Raw genomic sequence first — 20925 nt, forward strand, 5'->3', positions numbered from 1 at the left:
GCGTGAGACTAACGGAGCACGCCCTCCTCCTTGAGCAGCTTGAAGATGGCCTCGGCGCCCTGCTCCGGGGTGATGTCGGTGAGGACCTGGCCGCCACCGCCCTCGGCCTTGGCCGCGGCGGCCTTGAAGCGGTCTCGGGCCGAGGCGGCCTTGACGATCTTCAGGCGTTTGGGCCGCTTGCGCGCCGGCTGGGCCTGCCACCGGGCCAGGTCATCGTCGGGCACCACCGGCGCCGCCTGAACGTCCAGGCGGCCGCGCCGGGCCGGGCCATAGGCGCTCTGGCGCGGGGCCGGCGCCGCGACGTCGACGGTGACGATGGCCGGCAGGCGTACCTTGAGGCGTCGCCGTTGCCCCCGGGGCAGCGCCTGCAGCAGCGTGGCGACGCCCTGCGAGACACCTTCCACCGCGGCCAGGCCGCTGACCAGCGGCCAGCCCAGGCGCTCGGCAAGCAGGTAGGGCAGCAGGCCCGAGCCCTCGCCCTGCTCGGCCTGCTCGCCGGCGATCACCAGCTGCGGCCCCGCCGCCTCGAGGGCCTCGGCCAGGGCCGGTAGCACATCGGCCCCGGCGGGCTGTTCGAGCAGAGAGAGCGCCTCGAAGCCCATGCCCAGGTAGCCGCGCAGGGCCGCCTCGCTGCCCGCGTCGAGGCGGCCAGCGTGCAGCAACTCGACCTCGGCATCCGCCAGGGCCCGGGCCAGCTCGACGCCCCGAGCATCCTGGTCGGCGCGTCGGCCGCGGCCGGTCAGCGGATGACGTCCGACGGAAACCAGCACGGTCACCGCGAGACGTCCCTTGTCGTGAGTGTCAGGCCGCATTGCGCTTCTCCTCCCTTGCCTGTTCCACCAGGGCGACCAGGGCCTCGAGCACCTTGGTCGAGTCGCCGATCACCGCCAGATCGGCGCGCTTGATCATGTCGCAGCCGGGATCCATGTTGATGGCCACCACCTTGTCGCAGGCCTGGATGCCCTGGAGATGCTGGATGGCCCCGCTGATGCCCACCGCCACGTAGACCCGGGCGGTGACCCAGGTGCCGGTGGCACCGACCTGTCGGTGGCGGGCCATGAAGCCGTCGTCCACCGCGACCCGGGAGGCGCCTTCCGTCGCCCCGAGCACTTCGGCGGCGTGATGGAAGCCTTCCCAGTCGCGTACACCGTTGCCGGCGGAGAGGATGAACTCGGCCTCGGACAGTGCCACCCCGGCGGGATCGACCGCCACCTGGCCGAGGTCCTCGATGCGCGCCAGTTGGGCGGGCAGCGCCTCGGGAAGCGCCAGAGCCTGGGCGGCGTGGTGGGTCTCGCTGACCGGCTCGGCACACTCGGCCAGGGCCAGTATCAGGCGCGGCATGGCCCGCTGGAAGTCCAGGGTGCCCGCCGCCCCGCGGGCGGTGCAGCGCCAGCCCGACGGGGCTTCGGCGTCGGCCTCGAGCTGCCAGACGCCGGTGGCCGGGCGCTCGCCGAGCCGGGCCGCCAGGCGCCGCCCCAGGTCGGCCCCACCCAGCTTGGAATCCGGCAGCAGCCAGTGCCGTGGGGTCCAGGCCTGCTCCACGGCCACCAGCGCGCCGAGCCGGGCCTCGGGGGCGAAGCCCTCGACCTCGGGCTCGGCGAGGTGCAGCAAGCGGTCGACACCCGCCTCCCCGAAGGCGTCTTCCTTGTGCTCACCGAAGACCACGGCCAGCACCGCGCCGGGCGTCGCCGGGTCGGCATCGGCCAGCCGGCGGGCCAGCCCCAGCAGGTCGCGGTCGTGACCGGTCAGGCGTCCGCCGGCCATGTCCGGCACCACGGCCACCAGGAAAGCCGGCGCCTCGATCTCGACCCGCGGCTTGCTGGCGGCGGTCGAGGCCTGGGGCCCACCTGAGCCCTGGCCCTGCTGAACGCCACTGCGGTCGATGCGCTTCACGCCATTGGGCCCGATGAAGCCCACGGCATGGGGGTTCCGGCGCATCAGCCCATGGGGCCCCATCCATTCGCTGGCCGCTCCCTGGCCGTCACTTCTTCCCAGTTCCGCCAGCACCTCGAGATGCCGGGGATGCAGGCGGTTGCGGGCGATCCACTCCTTGCGGGGATCGCGACGTCGAATATCGCTCATCACACTACCTCCTCGGCCAGCGGACGGGCCGGACGCGCCTGCGCCTTGCCGCGACCGCCCGGCACCTCGACCAGGGCATCGGCCACCAGCTCGGCGATATCGCGGATCTCGGCGCCACTGTCGACAACACCCTCCAGCATGGCGGTGCACTGCGGACAGCCCACGGCGACGAGCTCGGCACCGGTCTCGCGGACGTCATTCATGCGCATGTCCGGGATCCGCCGCTCGCCGGGAATATCGGTGATCGGTGCGCCGCCGCCACCGCCACAGCAGCGCGAGCGGAAGCCGGAGCGCGCCATCTCGGCGACCTCGATGCCCAGGGCACGCAGGACGTTGCGGGGCGCCTCGAACTCGCCGTTGTAGCGGCCCAGATAGCACGGGTCGTGATAGGTCACGCTGCCGCCCTTCCAGGGCCGGAAGGCCAGGCGCCCCGCCTCATAGAGCTCGGCGATGTAGGTGCTGTGGTGATAGACGCGGTAGTGGCCGCCCAACTCGCCGTACTCGTTGCCCAGCACGTGGAAGCTGTGGGGGTCGCAGGTGACGATATGCTGGAAGCGGTACTTGGCCAGGGTGGCGATGTTGCGCTTCGCCAGGCTCTGGAAGGTGGCCTCGTCGCCCAGGCGACGGGCCACGTCGCCGCTGTCGCGCTCCTCGTTGCCGAGCACGGCGAAGTCGACGTCGGCCGCGCGCAGGACCTTCACCAGCGATCGGAGGGTGCGCTGGTTGCGCATGTCATAGGCGCCGTCACCCAGCCACAGCAGCACATCGACCTGCTGCAGGTCCGCCATCAGCGGCAGCGCCAGGTCGGCGGCCCAGTGCATCCGCGCGCCGGGATCGAAGCCGCCGGGATTGTCGGTGGCGATCAGATTGTCGAGGACCTCGGCGCCCTTGTTGGGCGTGTTGCCGTGTTCCAGGGTCAGGAAGCGACGCATGTCGACGATGGCATCGACGTGCTCGATCATCATCGGGCACTCCTCGACGCAGGCGCGGCAGGTGGTGCAGGACCACAGGGTCTCGGCGTCCACCAGGGCCTTGCCCTCCCGCGCCACGATGGGCCCATGGGGCGTGCCTTGGTGCTCGCCCACCGGCTTGCCGGGGTAGGGGCTGCCCGCATAGGCGGCATCGCTGCCCCCGGCCATGCCCACGACCATGTCCTGGATCAGCTTCTTGGGGTTGAGCGGCTGGCCGGCGGCGAAGGCCGGACACACCGCCTCGCAGCGCCCGCACTGCACGCAGGCATCGAAGCCCAGCAGCTGGTTCCAGGTGAAGTCGGCAGGCGTCTCCACGCCCAACGTCGCCTCGGAGTCGTCCAGGTCCAGGGCTTTGAGGCCGGTGGAGCGACCGCCACCGAAGCGCTCGGGACGACGATGGAAGGCCAGGTGCAGGGCCCCGGCGAAGGCGTGCTTCATGGGCCCGCCCCAGGTCATGCCGAAGACCATCTCCCCCAGGCCCCAGACCAGCACGGCGCTCAGGGCCAGCGCCAGGATCCAGCTACCGAAGTCTTCAGGCAGCAGGCCCACGGCGGGCAGGGTGATGGCGAAGACGCTCAGCGAGAAAGCCATCAGGCTCTTGGGCAGGCGCATCCAGGGGCCCCGGGACAGCCGCGTCGGGGGATGGCGGCGACGGCGGGCGACGAACAGGCTGCCGACGAACATGGTCGCGCTGGCCGCCAGCAGCAGCCAGCCGAGCACGCCCTCGGCCAGGCCCAGGCCGTGCACCAGGATCATCAGTACCGCGGCGGCAACGAAACCACCGGCGGTGGCGACGTGGGTGTTGGACATCACCTTGTCGCGGGCCACCACGTGGTGGAGATCCACCAGATAGCGCCGCGGCATGGCGGCCAGTCCCTTGAGCAGGGGGACTTGGGCGGGACGCCCCTGGCGCCACAGGCGGACACGCCGCCCGGCGCCGATCACCGCCAGCGCGAGCGCGGCGAAGATCAGTATCGGCAGTAAGATATCGAGCATGGTGGCAACCTCAGTATTCGGGCTACGGGCTACGGGCTACGGGCTACGGGCTACGGGCTACGGGCTACGGGCTACGGGCTACGAGCGGCATGATGGCTCATGGCCCGCGGCCCGCAGCCCGGGGCTGACGCGAAGCGACTTTAGAAGTCCTTGCACAGGCGCAGGGCGTCGTAGATCGCCGCATGGGTGTTGCGCGGCGCGGTGCAGTCTCCCAGGCGGAACAGCAGGAAGCCGTCGCCGTCCTCCGCCAGGCAGGGCTGAGGCTGGATCGCATAGAGCGCCTCCAGGTCCACCTGCCCCTTGTTGCGCGACTGCCCCTTGAGCGCGTAGTAGAGCGCCTCGTCGGGACGCACCCCGTTCTCCACCACCACCTGATCGACGACCCGCTCCTCCTGGGCGCCGGTGTACTCGTTCTCGAGCACCGCCACCAGGGCATCGCCCTCGCGGTAGACCTTGTGCAGCAGCAGGTCGGAGGTCATGATCACCTCCTTCTCGTAGAGGCTGCGGTAATAGGTCGGGAAGGTGGTCCCCCCCACCGCCGCCCCCGGCTTGATGTCGTCGGTGACGATCTCGACCTTGGCGCCCTTCTCGGCCAGGTAGTCGGCCGCCGAGAGCCCGGAGAACTCGCAGATGGTGTCGTAGATCAGCACGTTCTTGCCCGGGGCCACCTTGCCGTTGAGCACGTCCCAGGTGCTGACCACCAGACTCTCCTCGGGATTCTCCGAATAGCCCCACTCCGGATCCTGCTCCAGGAAGGGATGGCCGCCGGTAGCCAGGACCACGATGCCCGGGCGCAGGTCCTTGAGCGTCGCCTCGTCGGCGCGGGTCCCCAGGCGCAGGTCGACGCCCAGGCGCGCCAGCTCGAGCTGGTACCAGCGGGTGATGCCGGCGATCTGATCGCGCTGCGGCGCCTTGGCGGCGGTGGTGATCTGGCCGCCCAGCTGCTCCGCGGCCTCGAACAGGGTGACGTCGTGGCCACGCTCGGCGGCGACCCGTGCCGCCTCCATGCCACCGGGGCCGCCGCCGACCACCACCACCTTGCGCTTGGCGCCTTCGGTCTTCTCGATGATGTGCGGCAGGCCCATGTATTCCCGCGAGGTCGCGGCGTTCTGGATGCACAGCACGTCCAGGCCCTGATACTGGCGATCGATGCAGTAGTTGGCGCCCACGCACTGCTTGATCTGGTCGATCTGCCCCATCTTGATCTTGGCGATCAGGTGCGGGTCAGCGATATGCGCCCGAGTCATGCCCACCAGGTCGACATAGCCGCCCTCGAGGATACGCTCGGCCTGGTTGGGATCCTTGATGTTCTGGGCATGGATCACCGGCGCCTTGACCACTTCCTTGATGCCCGCCGCCAGATGCAGGAAGGGCTCCGGCGGATAGGCCATGTTGGGGATGACGTTGGCCAGGGTGTTGTGGGTATCGCAGCCCGAACCGATCACGCCGAAGAAGTCGACCTGGCCGGTGGCGTCATAGTAGGCGGCGATCTGCTTCATGTCCTCGTGGGACAGGCCGTCCGGGTGGAACTCGTCACCGCAGATGCGCATGCCAACCACGAAGTCGTCGCCGACCTCGGCACGCACCGCCTTGAGCACCTCCATGCCGAAACGCATGCGGTTCTCGAAGCTGCCGCCCCACTGGTCGGTACGCTTGTTGACCCGCGGGCTCCAGAACTGGTCGATCAGGTGCTGGTGAACGGCGGACAGCTCGACGCCGTCGAGACCGCCCTCCTTCGCCCGCCGCGCGGCCTGGGCGAAGTCGCCGATGATGCGCCAGATATCCTCTTCCTCGATGGTCTTGCAGGTGGAGCGGTGCACCGGCTCGCGGATGCCGGAGGGCGACAACAGGGTCGACCAGTCGAAGCCGTCCCAGCGCGAACGGCGACCCATGTGGGTGATCTGGATCATGATCTTGCCGCCGTGCTTATGGACGGCATCGGCGAGGTTCTGGAAATGCGGGATGATGCGGTCGGTAGCGAGGTTCACCGAACTCCACCAGCCCTGGGGACTATCGATGGAGACCACCGAGGAGCCGCCGCAGATACACAGGCCGCAGCCGCCCTTGGCCTTCTCCTCGTAGTACTTGACGTAGCGCTCGGTGGTCATGCCGCCATCGGTCGCGTAGACCTCGGCATGAGCGGTGCTGACCACGCGGTTGCGGATGGTGAGCTTGCCGATCTGGATCGGCTGGAAGATCGCGTCGAATGCCATGGTGATGCCTCCTCAGCCCTGCTGGGTGTCGAGCGGACGGGTGACGAACACCCCAACGTCGCAGCCTTCCTCGGCGGCGCTCTGCGTCTGTTCGGCGACGGTGCGCAAGTCGCTTCCACGCGCGGCAAGGATCTGGTCCATGGCGCCGGCGAACCAGCCGGTGAACATGTACTCGATCTTGCGACCGACCTTGCCCAGCTGATAAACGAAGGCGCTGTGCTCGAGGCGCACCCGGCAGGTGCCGGCCTCGAGATCGATCGCCTCGGTGACGAACTTGCCCCAGCCACGCTGCGACAGGCGCGTCATGTAGTGCTCGAAGACCGCCTCGCCCTCGAGGCCATGACATTCGGCCTCCTTCTCGCACCAGTGCCAGGCGCTCTTGTAGCCGGCATGGTAGAGGATCTCGGCATACTTCTCGGCCCCCAGCGCTTCCTCGACGGCCACATGATTGTTGATGAAGAAATGCCGCGGCACGTACAGCATGGGCAGGGCATCGGTGGTCCAGACGCCGGTCTCGGCATCCACTTCGATGGGCAGTTCAGGGGCCATCTTGGTCACGGTATATTCCTCGAGTCTTGCTGATTGTTATGGGGCTTCGGGCTTCGGGCTTCGGGCTTCGGGCTTCGGGCTTCGGGCTTCGGGCAGCCTGCTAGGCTGTGGTCCATGACCTGTCGCTCGCGGCTCGCGGCCCGTAGCCTGTGGCTTATTCCCCCCAGACATCCTTGAGCACGCGGACCCAGTTCTCGCCCATGATCTTGCGCACCAGGGGCTCGCTGAAGCCGCGGCGCAACAGCGCCTCGGTGAGGTTGGGAAACTCGCCGATGGTGCGAATGCCTTCGGGGTTGATGATCTTGCCGAAGCGGGTCAGGCGGCGAGCGTAGCCCTTGTCGTGGGTCAGCCACTCGAAGAAGTTCTGGTCGTGACCCTGGGTGAAATCGGTGCCGATGCCGATGGCATCCTCGCCGACGAGATTCATCACGTAATCGATGGCCTCGACGTAGTCGTCGATGGTGGCGTCGATGCCGGCGCGCAGGAAGGGGGTGAACATGGTCACGCCGACGAAGCCGCCGTTGTCGGCGATGAACTTGAGTTCCGCGTCGGACTTGTTGCGCGGATGCTCCTTGAGGCCGGACGGCAGGCAGTGGGAGTAGCAGACCGGCTTCTGGGACGCCTCGATGACCTCGGTGGAGGTCTTCTCGCCGACGTGGGAAAGGTCGCACATGATGCCCACGCGGTTCATCTCGGCGACGATCTCGTGGCCAAAGCCGCTTAGTCCGCCGTCACGCTCGTAGCAGCCGGTGCCCACCAGATTCTGGGTGTTGTAGCACATCTGCACGACGCCCACGCCGAGCTGCTTGAAGATCTCGACGTAGCCGATCTGGTCCTCGAAGGCATGGGCATTCTGGAAGCCATAGATGATGCCGGTCTTGCCCTCCTCCTTGGCACGAGTGATGTCCGCGGTGGTGCGCACCGGGCGCACCAGGTCGCTGGACTCGGCCATCAGGGCGTTGGACCTGACGATGTTATCGACGGTCGCCTGGAAGCCTTCCCACACCGAGACCGTGCAGTTGGCCGCGGTCAGGCCGCCCCTGCGCATGTCCTCGAACAGCTCGCGGTTCCACTTGGCGATGATCAGGCCATCGATGACGATGGCGTCCTGGTGCAGCTCTTGAGAGGTCATGGCGGGGCTCCGGGGTAGTGCATGAACGTGCCGGCAGCATAGCGTCGGCATTCCTCGGCCCGACGCCTGGAAGCGACGGGAAGAATTCCAAAAGCGTCACGGTCATCGCGAAGGCGACGGCCCTCACAGCCGCTCGAGGTAGGCGGTGCCTCCCAGGTTGCCCATTTGCTGGCGGATCCAGGCGCTGCGGTTCAGCACATGGGGCCCGGGGCGGGAGGCGCTCCAGCCCCGGGGGTTGGGCAGGATGGCGGCCAGACGGCTGGCCTGGACGGCATCGAGATCGGCGGCGGAGACCCCGAAGTAGTGGCGTGCCGCGGCCTCCAGCCCGAAGACCCCACTGTCCCATTCGGCGATGTTGAGGTAGACCTCGAGGATGCGCTCCTTGGGCCAGAGCAGCTCGATCAGCAGGGTGAACCAGGCCTCCAGGCCCTTGCGGACCCAATTGCGTCCGGTCCACAGGAAGAGGTTCTTGGCGGTCTGCTGACTGAGGGTGCTGGCCCCACGCAGGCCATCACCGTTGAGGCTCGCCGTGACGGCACGACGCAGCTCGACGAGGTCGAAGCCGTGGTGGTCGGGAAAGCGCTGGTCCTCGGCCGCAATCACCGCGAGCTTGGCCTCGGGGGCGAGCTGCGACCAGGGACGCCAGGCCTGGCGGATTTCCAGCGACTCGCCGGCCCGCCAGGCCTGCACCTTGCGCTCGAGCATCACCATGGAGCCACTCACCGGTACCACCCGGAACATCAGCACCAGCAGCACCGACAGCCCCACCCACCCCAGCAGCGCGAGGCCCAGGACCCGCGCTGCCCGACGCCGCCAGCTTCGCATCAGTCCTCACTCATGTCCTGAGGCGCACGCTGGCGTAGGTGGGCTCGCTCCGGGCCTGGTCGAGCGCCGTCATGGCGGCGGATACCGGACCCTCGTCCGGCAGGGGCTCGAAGGAGGCCGTCTGCAGCAGCTGGGCCGTCTCCTTCTCGAGGGACAGAGCGGGCGACCTGAACGGTCCGCCCCCCTGCCGCTCGTCCCGTGGCGGCATGCCGAAGAGCTCTCGATAGCACTTGGAGAAATGCGGCGTGGAGACGAAGCCACAGGCCGACGACACATCGATGATCGACAGGGAGGTCTGCTTGAGGAGCTGACGGGCCCGAGTCAGGCGCAGCTTGAGGTAGTAGCGTGACGGCGAGCAGTGCAGATGGCGCTGGAACAGACGCTCGAGTTGGCGGCGGGAGACGCCTACATAGTCGGCCAGTTCGTCGAGGTCGATGGGTTCCTCCAGGTTGGCCTCCATCAGCGCGACGATCTCCAGCAGCTTGGGCTGGGTGGTGCCCAGCACGTGTTTGAGCGGCACGCGCTGCAGGTCCTGTTCGTTGCGCACCCGCTCGCAGATGAACATCTCCGAGATACCCGCCGCGAGCTCCCGCCCATGGTCACGGCTGATCAGGGTGAGCATCATGTCCAGCGGCGCGGTGCCGCCGGATGAGGAGGCCCGATCCCGATCGATGGTGAACAGCCGAGGGGTCAACACCACCCGCGGGAAGGCCTCCTGCATGGCCGCCAGGCATTCCCAGTGGATGCTGGCCTCATAGCCGTCGAGCAGGCCGGCCCGGGCCAGCGCCCAGCTGCCGGTGCAGATGGCGCCCAGCCGCCGCGAGAGCCGGGCCTGGGACTGCAGCCAGACGAGATGCTCGCGTTGCACGCTGCGACTGGGCCCCACCCCGCCACAGACGATCACCGTGTCCAGCGCCAGCGGCACCGAGGTCGCCGCGTCGGGGGTGACCGTGAGACCGTCACTGGCGACCACGGGGCCGCCATCCAGGCTCAGGGTGAACCAGCGGTACAGCTCACGCCCGGCCAGCTGATTAGCCATGCGCAACGGCTCGATGGCCGAGGCCAGGGAGATGAGGGTGAAGTTGTCCAGCAGGAGAAAACCCAGGGTCTGGATCCTGGTCTGGTCAGCGGGGGGTCGAGGATCAGGTGCCATGATCATTCCTCCAAACCCCGACGCCTCTGGAGGGGTCGGTGTCGCGAAAGCCTTTGTGATTGTCTGCCGGGAAGGCACCACTAGGCGCGCGCCTGGCGGCTCGTGAGACCCTCCGACATCACTAGCATGGTTGCACGCCACCCCCCTGAACACAATCGTCCCGCGACGGCAGTCGACCTGGCCCGGGATTCAGCGCTTCTTCAATCGCTCGGCATGGTAACGCAGATGGTCATCGATGAAGCTGGCGATGAAGAAGTAGCTATGGTCGTAGCCCGGCTGGCGACGCAGGGTCAGGGGATGATCCCGCTCGGCGCAGGCCGCCTCCAGGCGTTCGGGGAAGAGCTGCTCCTCGAGGAAGTCGTCCGCCTCACCCTGGTCGATGAACAACGGCTGGCGCGAGGCCCCCTTGGCCACCAGTTCGCAGGCATCGTACTGGGTCCAGGTGGACGTGTCGTCCCCTAGATAGCCGCTGAAGGCCTTGCGTCCCCAGGGGGAGCGGATGGGATTGACGATGGGGGCGAAGGCCGAGACCGAGCGGTAGTGGCCGGGACGCCGCAGCGCCAGGATCAGGGCCCCGTGGCCGCCCATGGAGTGGCCACTGATCGACTCGCGGCCGTTGACCGGAAAGTGCTGGCGCACCACCGAGGGCAACTCCTCGGCCACGTAGTCATACATGCGGTAGTGGCCCTTCCAGGGCGCCCGGGTGGCGTTGACGTAGAAGCCGGCACCGGTGCCGAAGTCGTAGCTGTCCTCCTCGCCAGGCAACTCCAGGCCACGTGGACTGGTATCCGGACAGACGATGGCGATGCCAAGCTCGGCCGCCAGCCGGTGGGCCCCGGCCTTCTGCATGAAGTTCTCGTCGGTGCAGGTCAGGCCGGAGAGCCACCACAGCAGCGGCACCCGCTCGCTTTCCGCCTGAGGCGGCAGGTAGATGGCGAAGGTCATCTCGCAGTCCAGCGCCCGGGAGCGGTGGCGATAGCGCTTGTGCCAGCCGCCGAAGCTGCGGTTGGCCGACACCAGCTCCAGGTGCTCGGTCATGGTCATAACGGAACTCTCCTTGATCGAGGTGACCGCCGACAGCCGAGGCCCTTGGCGTCTTCTGCCGACGGCGACCGCTTGTCTCGCCTGGCGAAAGTGGCGCGGCGGCGGGCGCCTGTCAACTTGTATAGAGACGCGGTGGCGGGCGCCTGTCAATAGTGCAGCACGGTGCGAATACTCTCACCCTTGTGCAGCAGCTCGAAGGCATCGTTGATCTGCTCGAAGGGCAGGTCGTGGGTGATGAAGTCGTCGATGTTGATCTCGCCTTGCATGTAACGCTCCACATAGCCCGGCAGCTCGGTGCGCCCCTTGACGCCGCCGAACGCGGAGCCCTTCCAGACCCGTCCGGTCACCAGCTGGAAGGGGCGGGTGGAGATCTCCTCGCCGGCCCCGGCCACCCCGATGATCACCGACTCGCCCCAGCCCTTGTGACAGCACTCCAGCGCCGAACGCATGACATTGACGTTGCCGATGCACTCGAAGGAATAGTCGACGCCGCCATCGGTCAGGTCGACGATCACCTGCTGGATGGGATCGCCATAGTCCTTGGGGTTGACGAAGTCGGTGGCCCCGAACTGCTCGGCCAGGGTGAACTTCTCCGGATTGACGTCGATGGCGATGATGCGACTGGCCTTGGCCATCACCGCGCCCTGGATCACCGCCAGGCCGATGGCGCCCAGACCGAACACCGCCACGGTCGAGCCCGGCTCTACCTTGGCGGTGTTCATCACCGCGCCGATGCCGGTGGTCACGCCGCAGCCCAGCAGGCAGATCTTGTCCAGCGGGGCCTCCTTGGAAACCACCGCCAGAGACACCTCCGGAAGCACGGTATATTCGCTGAAGGTCGAGCAGCCCATATAGTGGTGCAGCTTCCTGCCGTCCAGCGAGAAGCGGCTGGTGCCGTCAGGCATCACGCCCTGGCCCTGGGTGGCCCGCACGGCCCCGCACAGGTTGGTCTTGCCCGACAGGCAGAACTTGCACTGGCCGCACTCGGCGGTATACAGCGGGATCACGTGATCCCCAGGGCGCACGCTGCTGACGCCCTCGCCCACCTCCTCGACGATGCCGGCCCCCTCGTGGCCCAGCACCGCCGGGAAGTTGCCCTCCGGATCGGCCCCGGAGAGCGTGAAAGCATCGGTGTGGCAGACACTGGTCGCGGCCATGCGTACCAGCACCTCACCGGCCTTGGGGCCCTCGACGTCGATCTCGACGAGTTCCAGGGGCTTGCCGGCTTCCATTGCAACAGCGGCGCGTGACTTCATGATGGTGTCCTCGTTCGGGTGGATGAACCTGACGACAGTCTAGGCAATTCGGCACCATGAGATAAACTGCATCAAACGCATCACATTATTGCCACACAGCAACAATCCATCGGGAGGTCGCATGCAGCGCTGGGACCGCGTCGAGGCCTTCGTCGAAGTGGTACGCCAAGGGGCCTTCAATGCCGCCGCCGAACGACTCAGGGTGTCCAGCTCGCATGTCAGCCGGCTGGTCGGCCAGCTCGAGCAGCAGCTCGACACCCCCCTGCTCTATCGCACCACCCGGCGGCTGCGCCTGACCGAGGCGGGACGAGTCTACTATCAGTACTGCCGCCATCTGGTCGAGGGCCTTCAAGAGGCCGAGGCCGCGGTCAAGGACCTCCAAGACCGCCCCAGCGGCCTGCTCGGCCTGACCTGCGCCACCACCTTCGGCGAGCGCTTCATCGCCCCGCTGGTCCACGACTTCATGGCCTGTCATCCCCGCCTCCGGGTACGCATGCACTTCACCAACCGCCGGGTGGACATCATCGACGAGGGCTTCGACATCGCCATCCGCCTGGGCCACCTCGAGGACTCTTCCTTGATCGCCCGGCGCCTGTGTGAGCGTCGCGAGTACGTGGTCGGCGCGCCGGCCTACTTCACCCGCATCGCCCAGCCCCACAGCCTTTCCGAGCTGTCCCGGCATCGCTGCCTGATAGGCTCCCGGGACCACTGGCGATTCGACATGGACGGGGTACGCCGCGAGGTGCGCGTCGACGGCCCCTGGGAAGGGAACTCCGGTCCGGCATTACTCGATGCCGCCCTCAAGGGGCTGGGGCTCGCCCAGCTGCCCGACTACTACGTCGAGCCCTACCTGCAATCGGGCGAGCTGATCAGCGTGCTCGACGCCTATCGCCATGGCGACACCGCGGTATGGGCGGTCTATCCCCACCACCGCCACCTGTCGCCCAAGGTGCGCCAGTTCGTCGACTACCTGGTCGCCCATATCGGCGAGGTCCTGCCCTCCCGCAGCCCGGCGGCCCCATGAAAAAGGCGCCCACGTAGGGCGCCACAGGGGAGGCACATCAGGCCGACTCACTTGAAGTTCTTGCGCACCATCTTCTGGATCTCGCCGACGATGCCGCTGCGGAAGCTCAGCACGCAGATCACGAAGATCGCGCCCAGGATCACGCTCACCCAGTTGCCCAGCGGCGATTGGGCGAGTTGCGTCTGCAGGCTGACCACCAGGCCGGCGCCCACCACCGGACCGAACAGGGTGCCCACCCCGCCGAGCAGGGTCATCAGGATCACCTCGCCGGACATGTGCCAGTGGGCGTCGGTCAGCGAGGCGAGTTGGAAGACCACCGTCTTGGTGGAGCCCGCCAGACCGGCGAGCCCTGCCGAGATGATAAAGGCCACCAGCTTGTAGGCATCGACGTTGTAGCCCAGCGACACGGCCCGCGGCTCGTTCTCGCGGATCGCCTTGAGGACCTGGCCGAAGGGCGAGTGCACGGTGCGCTGGATGAGCGCGAAGCCGATCACGAACACCGCCAGCACGAAGTAGTACATGTTGAGGTTGTCGGCGAGGCTGATCAGGCCGAACAGCTCGCCCCGCGGCACCCCGTGCAGGCCATCCTCGCCGCCGGTGAAAGGCGCCTGGACGAAGAAGAAGAACATCATCTGGGCCAGCGCCAGGGTCACCATGGCGAAGTAGATGCCCTGGCGGCGGATCGCCACGACGCCGAACAGGGTGCCCAGTACTACCGCGGCAGAGGTGCCAATCAGGATGCCCAGTTCCGGCGTCAGCCCTGGGTAGCTCGCCAGCATGATACCGGTGAAGTAGCCGCCGGTGGCCAGGAAGGCGGCATGCCCGAAGGACAGGAGCCCCGCGAAGCCCAGCAGCAGGTTGAAGGCACAGGCGAACAGCGCGAAGCACAGCACCTTCATCAAGAACACCGGATAGGCGACGAAGGGCGCCACCAGCGCGATGGCCAGCAGGGCCAGATAGAGGGCGCTGCGGCGTAGCCGGGCGTTGCGTTGGCGCTGCATGGCGGGGGTCAGGGAATGGGTAGTGGCCATCACGTCATGCCTCCTTACCGAAGAGTCCCGCGGGACGCAGCATCAGGACGACGACCATCACCAGGAAGATCACGGTGTTGGCCGCCTCGGGGTAGTAGACCTTGGTGAGCCCTTCGATCAGGCCCATGCCCAGGCCGGTGAGCACGGCGCCGAGGATCGAGCCCATGCCGCCGATCACCACCACGGCGAAGACCACAATCAACAGGCTCGAGCCCATGGTGGGCGATACCGGGTAGAGCGGGGCGGCCAGCACCCCGGCGAAGGCAGCCAGCGCCACCCCGAAACCGTAGGTCAGGGTGATCAGCAGCGGCACGTTGACGCCGAAGGCCTGCATCAACGCCGGGTTCTCGGTACCGGCCCGCAGGTAGGCACCCAGCCGGGTCCGCTCGATCATGAACCAGGTGCCCAGGCAGACCACCAGCGCCGCCACCAGCACCCAACCGCGGTAGGTGGGCAGGAACATGAAGCCTAGGTTCAGCCCCCCCTGGAGCGCCTCGGGCACCGGATAGCTCGAACCGGACACCCCGAAGAAGTTGATCAGGGCGCCCTCGAAGATCAGTGCCAGGCCGTAGGTCAGCAGCAGGCCATAGAGGTGGTCCAGGTGGGCGATGCGCCGCAGGAGGGTGCGCTCGATCACCACACCCAGGGCCCCCACCACCAGCGGCACCAGCAGCAGCGCCAGCCAGTAGTTGATGCCCAGGTACTGAAGCCCCAGCAGGGCCGCGAAGGCCCCCAGCATGTACTGGGCGCCGTGGGCGAAGTTGATGATCTTCAGAAGCCCGAAGATCACCGCCAGCCCCAGGCTGAGCAGGGCATAGAAGGCGCCGTTGATCAGGCCCAGCATCAGCTGGCCCATGAATACCGCCAGCGGCACCCCGAATATCATCGTCATGGCAGGGTCTCCTCGCCGTCATGGGGCGGCGGCCGCAGCCGCCGCCGGGTCGGGCTCAGCTCACTGGTTGACCAGGTCGCACTGACTCTCGCTGAGCGGGCGGTAGGCCTCGTCGGCGGGAATAGTGCTCTTGATCTCGTAGAGGTCCCACTCGCCGGTGGATTCCTCGGGGGTCTTCACCTCGGCCAGGTACATGTCGTGGACCATACGGCCATCCTCGCGGATACGCCCATTGCGCGCGAACATGTCCTCCACCGGGGTCTCGGCCATCTGGGCACGCACGGCCATGGGGTCGTCGGTATCCACGGCGTCGACGGCGTTGAGGTAGTGCATGGTGCTGGAGTAGATGCCCGCCTGAACCATGGTCGGCATCCTGCCCATCCGCTCGAAATAGCGCTCGGCCCACTCGCGGGACTGCTCGTCCATGTCCCAGTACCAGCCGGTGGTCAGCAGCAGGCCCTGGGTCGCCTCGAGTCCCATGGCGTGAACGTCGTTGAGGAAGATCAGCAGGCCGGCGAGCTGCTGGCCGGCCTGGGTCAGCCCGAACTGGCTGGCGGTCTTGATGGCGTTGACGGTATCGGAGCCGGCATTGGCCAGGCCGATGATATCGGCCCCGGAGCCCTGGGCCTGGAGGATGTAGGAGGAAAAGTCATTGGTCGGGAAGGGATGGCGCACCCTGCCCACGACCTCGCCGCCATGCTCTTCCACCACCTGGGTCACGTCGTTCTCCAGGGCATGGCCGAAGGCGTAGTCCGCGGTGAGCATGAACCAGGTGTCGCCGCCCTGCTCGACCACCGCCTTGGCGGTGCCATGGGCCAGCGGATAGGTGTCGTAGACCCAGTGGATATGATTGGGGGTGCAGTGCTCGTTGGTGATGCTGGAGGCCGCGGAGCCGGAGACGATGCCCAGGCCCCCCGCCTCTTCCAGCACCTTGGTCACCGCGATGGTCACCGAGGAGGCGACCATCCCCGCCACCAGATCGACATTCTGCTGATCGATCCAGCCGCGCACGGTGTTGGCACCCACATCGGCACTGTTGCGGTCATCGGCGCTGAACACCTCGATCGGCACGCCGTTGACCTCACCGCCGAAGTCCTCCACGGCCATCTCCAGGGCTTCGAGGCCGCCGGGACCGGCCAGGTCGCGGTAGGTGCCGGACATGTCGGCCAGGTAACCGATGCGTACCGCATCGTTGCTCATCTGGGCTTGGGCACCGCTGGCCATCATGGCGGTGACGGCGATGGTGCTGGCAAGCAGGGTCTTGTTGAAGGTCATGGTTCTCTCCGTGGCCCACGCGGGGCGGTTTGTTGTTGTGATACCAGTCGAGTATTGGTGGTCTGCCGACCAACGAGCTGGCCGTCACACTCCCAGCAGGGTATTGAGGTGCTCGCGCCGCGAAGGCAGCTCGGCGGCGCTGATCTGTTCGATGATCCGGCCGTGCTCCATGACGAAGTGACGGTCGGCCAGCGGCGCGGCGAAGCGGAAGTTCTGCTCCACCAGCACGATGGTCATGCCGCGCTCCTTGAGCTTGACCAGCACCTCGCCCAGCGCCTGGACGATCACCGGCGCCAGCCCCTCGGTGATCTCGTCGAGCAGCAACAGCCGCGCCCCGGTGCGCAGGATGCGCGCCATGGCCAGCATCTGCTGCTCGCCGCCGGAGAGCCGGGTGCCCTGGCTGCGGCGCCGCTCGTAGAGATTGGGGAACATCGCGTAGATTTCGTCGAGGCCCATGCCGCCGGAGCGCACCGTGGGCGGCAGCAACAGGTTCTCCTCGACGTCGAGACTGGCGAAGACGCCGCGTTCCTCGGGGCAGTAGCCGATGCCCAGCCGCGGGATGCGGTGGGGCGGCATGCCCAGGGTCTCGTTGCCGTTGATGACGATGGAGCCGGTGCGCCGGCCCACCATGTTCATGATCGCCTTGAGGGTGGTGCTGCGCCCGGCGCCATTGCGCCCCAGCAGGGTCACCAACTCGCCGCGCTTCACGTCGAAGTCGACCCCATGCAGGATATGCGACTCGCCGTAGAAGGCGTGCAGGTCGCTGACCCGCAGCATCTCGGCACCCTCGTCGTCCTGGTACTGGAGCGCCGTGTCCTGAACCGCCTCTGCTGACTGGCTCATGCGCTGGCCTCCTCTTCCGCTGCCTCGCTGCCCATGTAGGCCTCGCGCACCTGGGGATTGCGCGAGACCTCCTGATAGTCCCCTTCGGCCAGCACCGCGCCGCGCGCCAGCACGGTGATGCGATCACACAGCCGGCTGACCACGCTGAGATTGTGCTCCACCATCAGCACGGTGCGCCCCTTCGAGACCCGGCGGATCAGTTCGACGATGCGATCCACGTCCTCGGCGCCCATGCCCTGGGTGGGCTCGTCGAGCAGCATCAGAGTAGGGTCCAGCGCCAGGGTGGTGGCCACCTCCAGCGCCCGCTTGCGCCCGTAGGGCATCTCCACGGTGAGCACGTCGGCATAGTCGGCAAGGCCGACCTCGTCGAGCAGTTCCAGGGCGCGCTCATTGAGATGATCGAGGCTTCTCTCGGACTTCCAGAAGTGGAAGGAGGTACCAAGCGTGCGCTGCAGGGCCACGCGCACGTTCTCCAGCGCGGTCATGTGACCGAACACCGCCGAGATCTGGAAGGAGCGCACCAGCCCCAGGCGGGCGATCTCGTTGGCCTTCATGCCGGTGATGGGCTTGCCGCGATAGAGGATCTCGCCGCGGGTCGGCGGCAGGAACTTGGTGAGCAGGTTGAAGACGGTAGTCTTGCCAGCCCCGTTGGGGCCGATCAGGGCATGGATATGCCCTTCCCGGACCTGCAGGTTGACGTCATCCACGGCAGTGAAGCCGCGGAACTCCTTGGTCAACCCACGAGTTTCCAGTATGAACGCCTGGGTCATGTGGGATCCTCTCTGGATCGCGAGGCGATCCGCCGTTGTCGTTCCGTTGTCGTTGTTCTGGTGACGTCGGCCCGGTGACGTTGTCGTTGCGGGGGCTCGCCGACGTCGGGTCCTGGCTTCTGCGTCTCGGCCCAGAACTTCTAACCTTTACGTCAACGTAAACTAGAGGACGTGCGACGCCTAGGCAACCGCAGAAGCATCGAACTCGACCAATGGCGTAGGCCTCCAAGAGTTCTAATAGCTTGTAAACAAAAGCGCGACCCCCTGGACGGGGATCGCGCCGGTGCCGCGTGGCCGTTGATCCGGGCCGTCGAATGTCGGCTCCCTCAACACTCGATGGCGTTGACCGCCAGGCCGCCGCGGGAGGTTTCCTTGTATTTCTCCTGCATGTCGGCCCCGGTGTCACGCATGGTACGGATCACCTTGTCCAGGGAGATGAAGTGCTCGCCATCGCCGCGCAAGGCCATCTGGGCGGCGTTGATCGCCTTGACCGAGGCGATGGCGTTGCGCTCGATGCAGGGCACCTGCACCAGTCCGCCGACCGGGTCACAGGTCAGCCCCAGGTTGTGCTCCAGGCCAATCTCGGCGGCGTTCTCGACCTGGCCGACGCTGCCGCCCATGATCTCGGCGAGGCCGGCGGCAGCCATGGCACAAGCCGAGCCCACCTCACCCTGGCAGCCGACCTCGGCGCCGGAGATGGAGGCGTTCTTCTTGCACAGGATGCCCACGGCGCCGGCGACCAGCAGGAAGTCGACCACGTCGCGCTCGCAGGCACCGGGCTGGAACTTCATGTAGTAGCTGAGCACCGCCGGGATAATGCCCGCCGCGCCGTTGGTAGGCGCGGTGACCATGCGCCCGCCGGCGGCGTTCTCCTCGTTGACCGCCAGGGCGAAGACGTTGACCCAGTCCATCGCCGAGAAGGTCGAGGCGATCAGGCTGTGACTACCCTCCATGGCCACCAGGCGGCGATGCAGGGCGGCGGCACGTCGCTTGACGTTGAGTCCACCGGGCAGCACACCCTCGTGGGCGAAGCCAGTATCGATGCAGTCGCACATCGCCTGCCAGATCGTCCACAGGCCGTCGCGGATCTCCTGCTCGCTGCGCCAGGCCTTCTCGTTCTCCAGCATCAGCTCGCTGATACGCAGGTCGTGCATGCGGCACAGGGCCAGCAGCTCGCCGGCGGTATTGAAGTCATAAGGTAGCGGCGTGGTATCAGTATCCAGATCACCGGCCTGAGCCTGGGCCTCGTCGATGACGAAGCCGCCGCCTACCGAGTAGTAGGTATTGCGGTGCAACTCGTCGCCGTGGCCATGGGCGATCAGCCGCATGGCATTAGGATGGTGCGGCAGGCTCTCGTCGTTCCACTGCATGTCGCGCGTCCAGACAAAGGGAATCGCCATACGACCATCGAGCATCAGGGTCTGCGACTCGAGCAACTCCTCGAGGCATGGTCCGATGATCGCCGGGTCGATCCGATCCGGGCGTTCGCCCATCAGCCCCATGATCACCGCACGGTCGGTACCGTGCCCGACGCCGGTGGCCGAGAGCGAACCGTAGAGGCAGACCTCGATACGTGCTACTCGTGACAGGAGGTCGGCGGCACGCAGCTCTGCGAGGAAATCATAGGCGGCCCGCATCGGGCCCACGGTATGGGAACTGGACGGCCCTACACCGATCTTGAACAGGTCGAACACACTAATGGACATCGGGTTTGCTCCGGGGCGACATCGCGCGTCGCCATTACGACCATTCGAGCACGGACAGATGAGCCAAATTAAAGCGTTCTGTGATCCTGCCGTGCGCCACAGGGTGCCTTATCCAGGCATTGACGGTATCCTCGTCCTATGGCCCACTCGCTGCAATCGATAATATCTGTTCCTGGCTTTAGCAGAGCTTAACCATGAGCCGCCTTCTCAATGCCCAGACCCATGCCTGGCTGAAGGTCTTCGCCATCAGCGCCCGGCACCTTTCCTTCACCCGAGCGGCAGAGGAGTTGCACGTGACCACGGGGGCGGTCAGCCAGCAGATCAAGCAACTGGAGACGCGCCTGGGTTTCAAGCTGTTCCGTCGGCTGCCGCGGCGCCTGGCCCTCACCGAGGAGGGGCGCCGACTGGCCGGGGTGGTGGACGAGGCCTATCAGGCCGTCGGCCTGGAAGTGAAACGGCTGCGCAGCGGGGTGATGAGCGGCGTCATCCGGGTGCGTTCGGTGCCCTCCTTCCTGCACAAGTGGCTGATGCCACGCCTGCCAAGGCTGCAGGCCCGCTTCCCCGACATCGAGTTGCACGTGCGCGCCGAGGACAGCAGCCTCTCGCTGCGCGAGGGCGACTTCGATCTGGCGCTGGATCTCAACGATGGCCAAGTACCGGGCCTTTCCATCACCCCGCTGATGACCGAGCGAATCTTTCCGGTCTGCGCCCCGTCCCTGCTGCGGGGCCGCCCTCCCCTACGCCATCCTGCCGACCTGGCCTGGTATCCGCTGCTGCATGACGTCACCGCCTGGCGCGGCAGCCACGATTACGGGGAGTGGGAGCACTACCTGGCCACGATCGACGCCCCCGCGCTGAACGTTCGCCGTGGCTACACCTTCAATCGCAACCACCTGACCATGGAGGCCGCCATCGCCGGCATGGGAGTGGCCATCGCGCGCCAGACCCTGATCACCGACGAGTTGGAGCGCCGCGCTCTGATCGCCCCCTTCCCTCAGCGGGTCGAGACGGAGATGGCGTACGGCATCGTGCATGCCGCCGGCGCCCTGGACGACCGTCGAGTGGCGGCGGTCCACGACTGGATTGTCGAGGAGGCCCGGCGCAGCGCGGGCGATCAGGAAGGCCAGAATCATTCCCCGCGCACATGACGACGCCCGCCGGCG

General features: G+C 67.0%; 18 protein-coding genes. 2 read left to right on the top strand and 16 right to left on the bottom strand.

The genetic code is table 11. The features are described from left to right. Nucleotides 1-8: 8 nt before the first annotated feature. The 10 genes from etfB to FHR94_RS12405 form a co-directional block, all read right to left on the bottom strand. Complete coding sequence (gene etfB / locus FHR94_RS12360) at nt 9-812, bottom strand: electron transfer flavoprotein subunit beta (RefSeq protein WP_183326038.1); 804 nt, start codon at nt 810-812, stop codon at nt 9-11. After that, nucleotides 802-2082: an electron transfer flavoprotein subunit alpha gene (gene etfA, locus FHR94_RS12365; protein ID WP_183326039.1), complete on the bottom strand. Its 1281-nt coding sequence runs from the start codon at nt 2080-2082 to the stop codon at nt 802-804. The genes etfB and etfA overlap by 11 nt, the downstream gene beginning before the upstream one ends. After that, the gene (locus FHR94_RS12370) at nt 2082-4049 is read right to left on the bottom strand and encodes a (Fe-S)-binding protein (protein ID WP_183326040.1); all 1968 of its coding nucleotides are present in this window, start codon (nt 4047-4049) and stop codon (nt 2082-2084) included. Before FHR94_RS12370 ends, etfA begins: the two co-directional genes overlap by 1 nt. A gap of 140 nt (nt 4050-4189) precedes the next feature. Then, entirely contained in the window at nt 4190-6262 is a 2073-nt protein-coding gene (gene dgcA / locus FHR94_RS12375) for a dimethylglycine demethylation protein DgcA (protein ID WP_183326041.1), read from the bottom strand. 12 nt (nt 6263-6274) lie between these two features. Next, complete coding sequence (locus FHR94_RS12380; RefSeq protein ID WP_183326042.1) at nt 6275-6820, bottom strand: DUF5943 domain-containing protein; 546 nt, start codon at nt 6818-6820, stop codon at nt 6275-6277. A 145-nt stretch (nt 6821-6965) separates the two neighbouring features. Then, nucleotides 6966-7943: a dipeptidase gene (locus tag FHR94_RS12385; protein ID WP_183326043.1), complete on the bottom strand. Its 978-nt coding sequence runs from the start codon at nt 7941-7943 to the stop codon at nt 6966-6968. A 123-nt stretch (nt 7944-8066) separates the two neighbouring features. Continuing rightward, a complete protein-coding gene (gene mtgA / locus FHR94_RS12390) occupies nt 8067-8768 on the bottom strand; it encodes a monofunctional biosynthetic peptidoglycan transglycosylase (RefSeq protein WP_183326044.1) in 702 nt (233 codons plus the stop codon). Between the two features lie 10 nt (nt 8769-8778). Beyond that, nucleotides 8779-9921: a choline metabolism transcriptional regulator GbdR gene (gene gbdR, locus FHR94_RS12395; RefSeq protein ID WP_183326045.1), complete on the bottom strand. Its 1143-nt coding sequence runs from the start codon at nt 9919-9921 to the stop codon at nt 8779-8781. 189 nt (nt 9922-10110) lie between these two features. Beyond that, nucleotides 10111-10965, bottom strand: coding sequence for an S-formylglutathione hydrolase (gene fghA, locus FHR94_RS12400; RefSeq protein ID WP_183326046.1), 855 nt, complete (start codon nt 10963-10965; stop codon nt 10111-10113). A 146-nt stretch (nt 10966-11111) separates the two neighbouring features. Continuing rightward, nucleotides 11112-12221 (bottom strand): S-(hydroxymethyl)glutathione dehydrogenase/class III alcohol dehydrogenase, encoded by a 1110-nt coding sequence (locus FHR94_RS12405; RefSeq protein ID WP_183326047.1) that lies wholly within the window; start codon nt 12219-12221, stop codon nt 11112-11114. Nucleotides 12222-12342: 121 nt separating this feature from the next. On the opposite strand from FHR94_RS12405, the gene FHR94_RS12410 reads away from it, so the two are divergent. After that, nucleotides 12343-13245: a LysR substrate-binding domain-containing protein gene (locus FHR94_RS12410; protein WP_183326048.1), complete on the top strand. Its 903-nt coding sequence runs from the start codon at nt 12343-12345 to the stop codon at nt 13243-13245. Between the two features lie 47 nt (nt 13246-13292). Here FHR94_RS12410 and FHR94_RS12415 read toward each other — a convergent pair whose 3' ends face one another. The 6 genes from FHR94_RS12415 to FHR94_RS12440 form a co-directional block, all read right to left on the bottom strand. After that, nucleotides 13293-14276 carry a branched-chain amino acid ABC transporter permease gene (locus tag FHR94_RS12415; RefSeq protein ID WP_183326049.1) on the bottom strand — a complete coding sequence of 328 codons (984 nt, stop codon included), beginning with the start codon at nt 14274-14276 and terminating at the stop codon, nt 13293-13295. Nucleotides 14277-14280: 4 nt separating this feature from the next. Then, entirely contained in the window at nt 14281-15168 is an 888-nt protein-coding gene (locus tag FHR94_RS12420) for a branched-chain amino acid ABC transporter permease (protein ID WP_183326050.1), read from the bottom strand. Nucleotides 15169-15228: 60 nt separating this feature from the next. After that, complete coding sequence (locus FHR94_RS12425; RefSeq protein WP_183326051.1) at nt 15229-16443, bottom strand: ABC transporter substrate-binding protein; 1215 nt, start codon at nt 16441-16443, stop codon at nt 15229-15231. Between the two features lie 84 nt (nt 16444-16527). Beyond that, a complete protein-coding gene (locus tag FHR94_RS12430; protein ID WP_425485378.1) occupies nt 16528-17286 on the bottom strand; it encodes an ABC transporter ATP-binding protein in 759 nt (252 codons plus the stop codon). Continuing rightward, the gene (locus FHR94_RS12435) at nt 17283-18056 is read right to left on the bottom strand and encodes an ABC transporter ATP-binding protein (RefSeq protein ID WP_183326052.1); all 774 of its coding nucleotides are present in this window, start codon (nt 18054-18056) and stop codon (nt 17283-17285) included. The genes FHR94_RS12430 and FHR94_RS12435 overlap by 4 nt, the downstream gene beginning before the upstream one ends. Before the next feature lie 326 nt (nt 18057-18382). Beyond that, on the bottom strand, nt 18383-19762 hold the full coding sequence (locus FHR94_RS12440) for an L-serine ammonia-lyase (protein WP_183326053.1): 1380 nt from the start codon (nt 19760-19762) through the stop codon (nt 18383-18385). 194 nt (nt 19763-19956) lie between these two features. On the opposite strand from FHR94_RS12440, the gene FHR94_RS12445 reads away from it, so the two are divergent. Further along, nucleotides 19957-20910: a LysR substrate-binding domain-containing protein gene (locus FHR94_RS12445; RefSeq protein ID WP_183326054.1), complete on the top strand. Its 954-nt coding sequence runs from the start codon at nt 19957-19959 to the stop codon at nt 20908-20910. Nucleotides 20911-20925: the final 15 nt, after the last annotated feature.

Source organism: Halomonas cerina, from assembly GCF_014192215.1.
In the GTDB taxonomy this organism is placed as follows: domain Bacteria; phylum Pseudomonadota; class Gammaproteobacteria; order Pseudomonadales; family Halomonadaceae; genus Halomonas; species Halomonas cerina.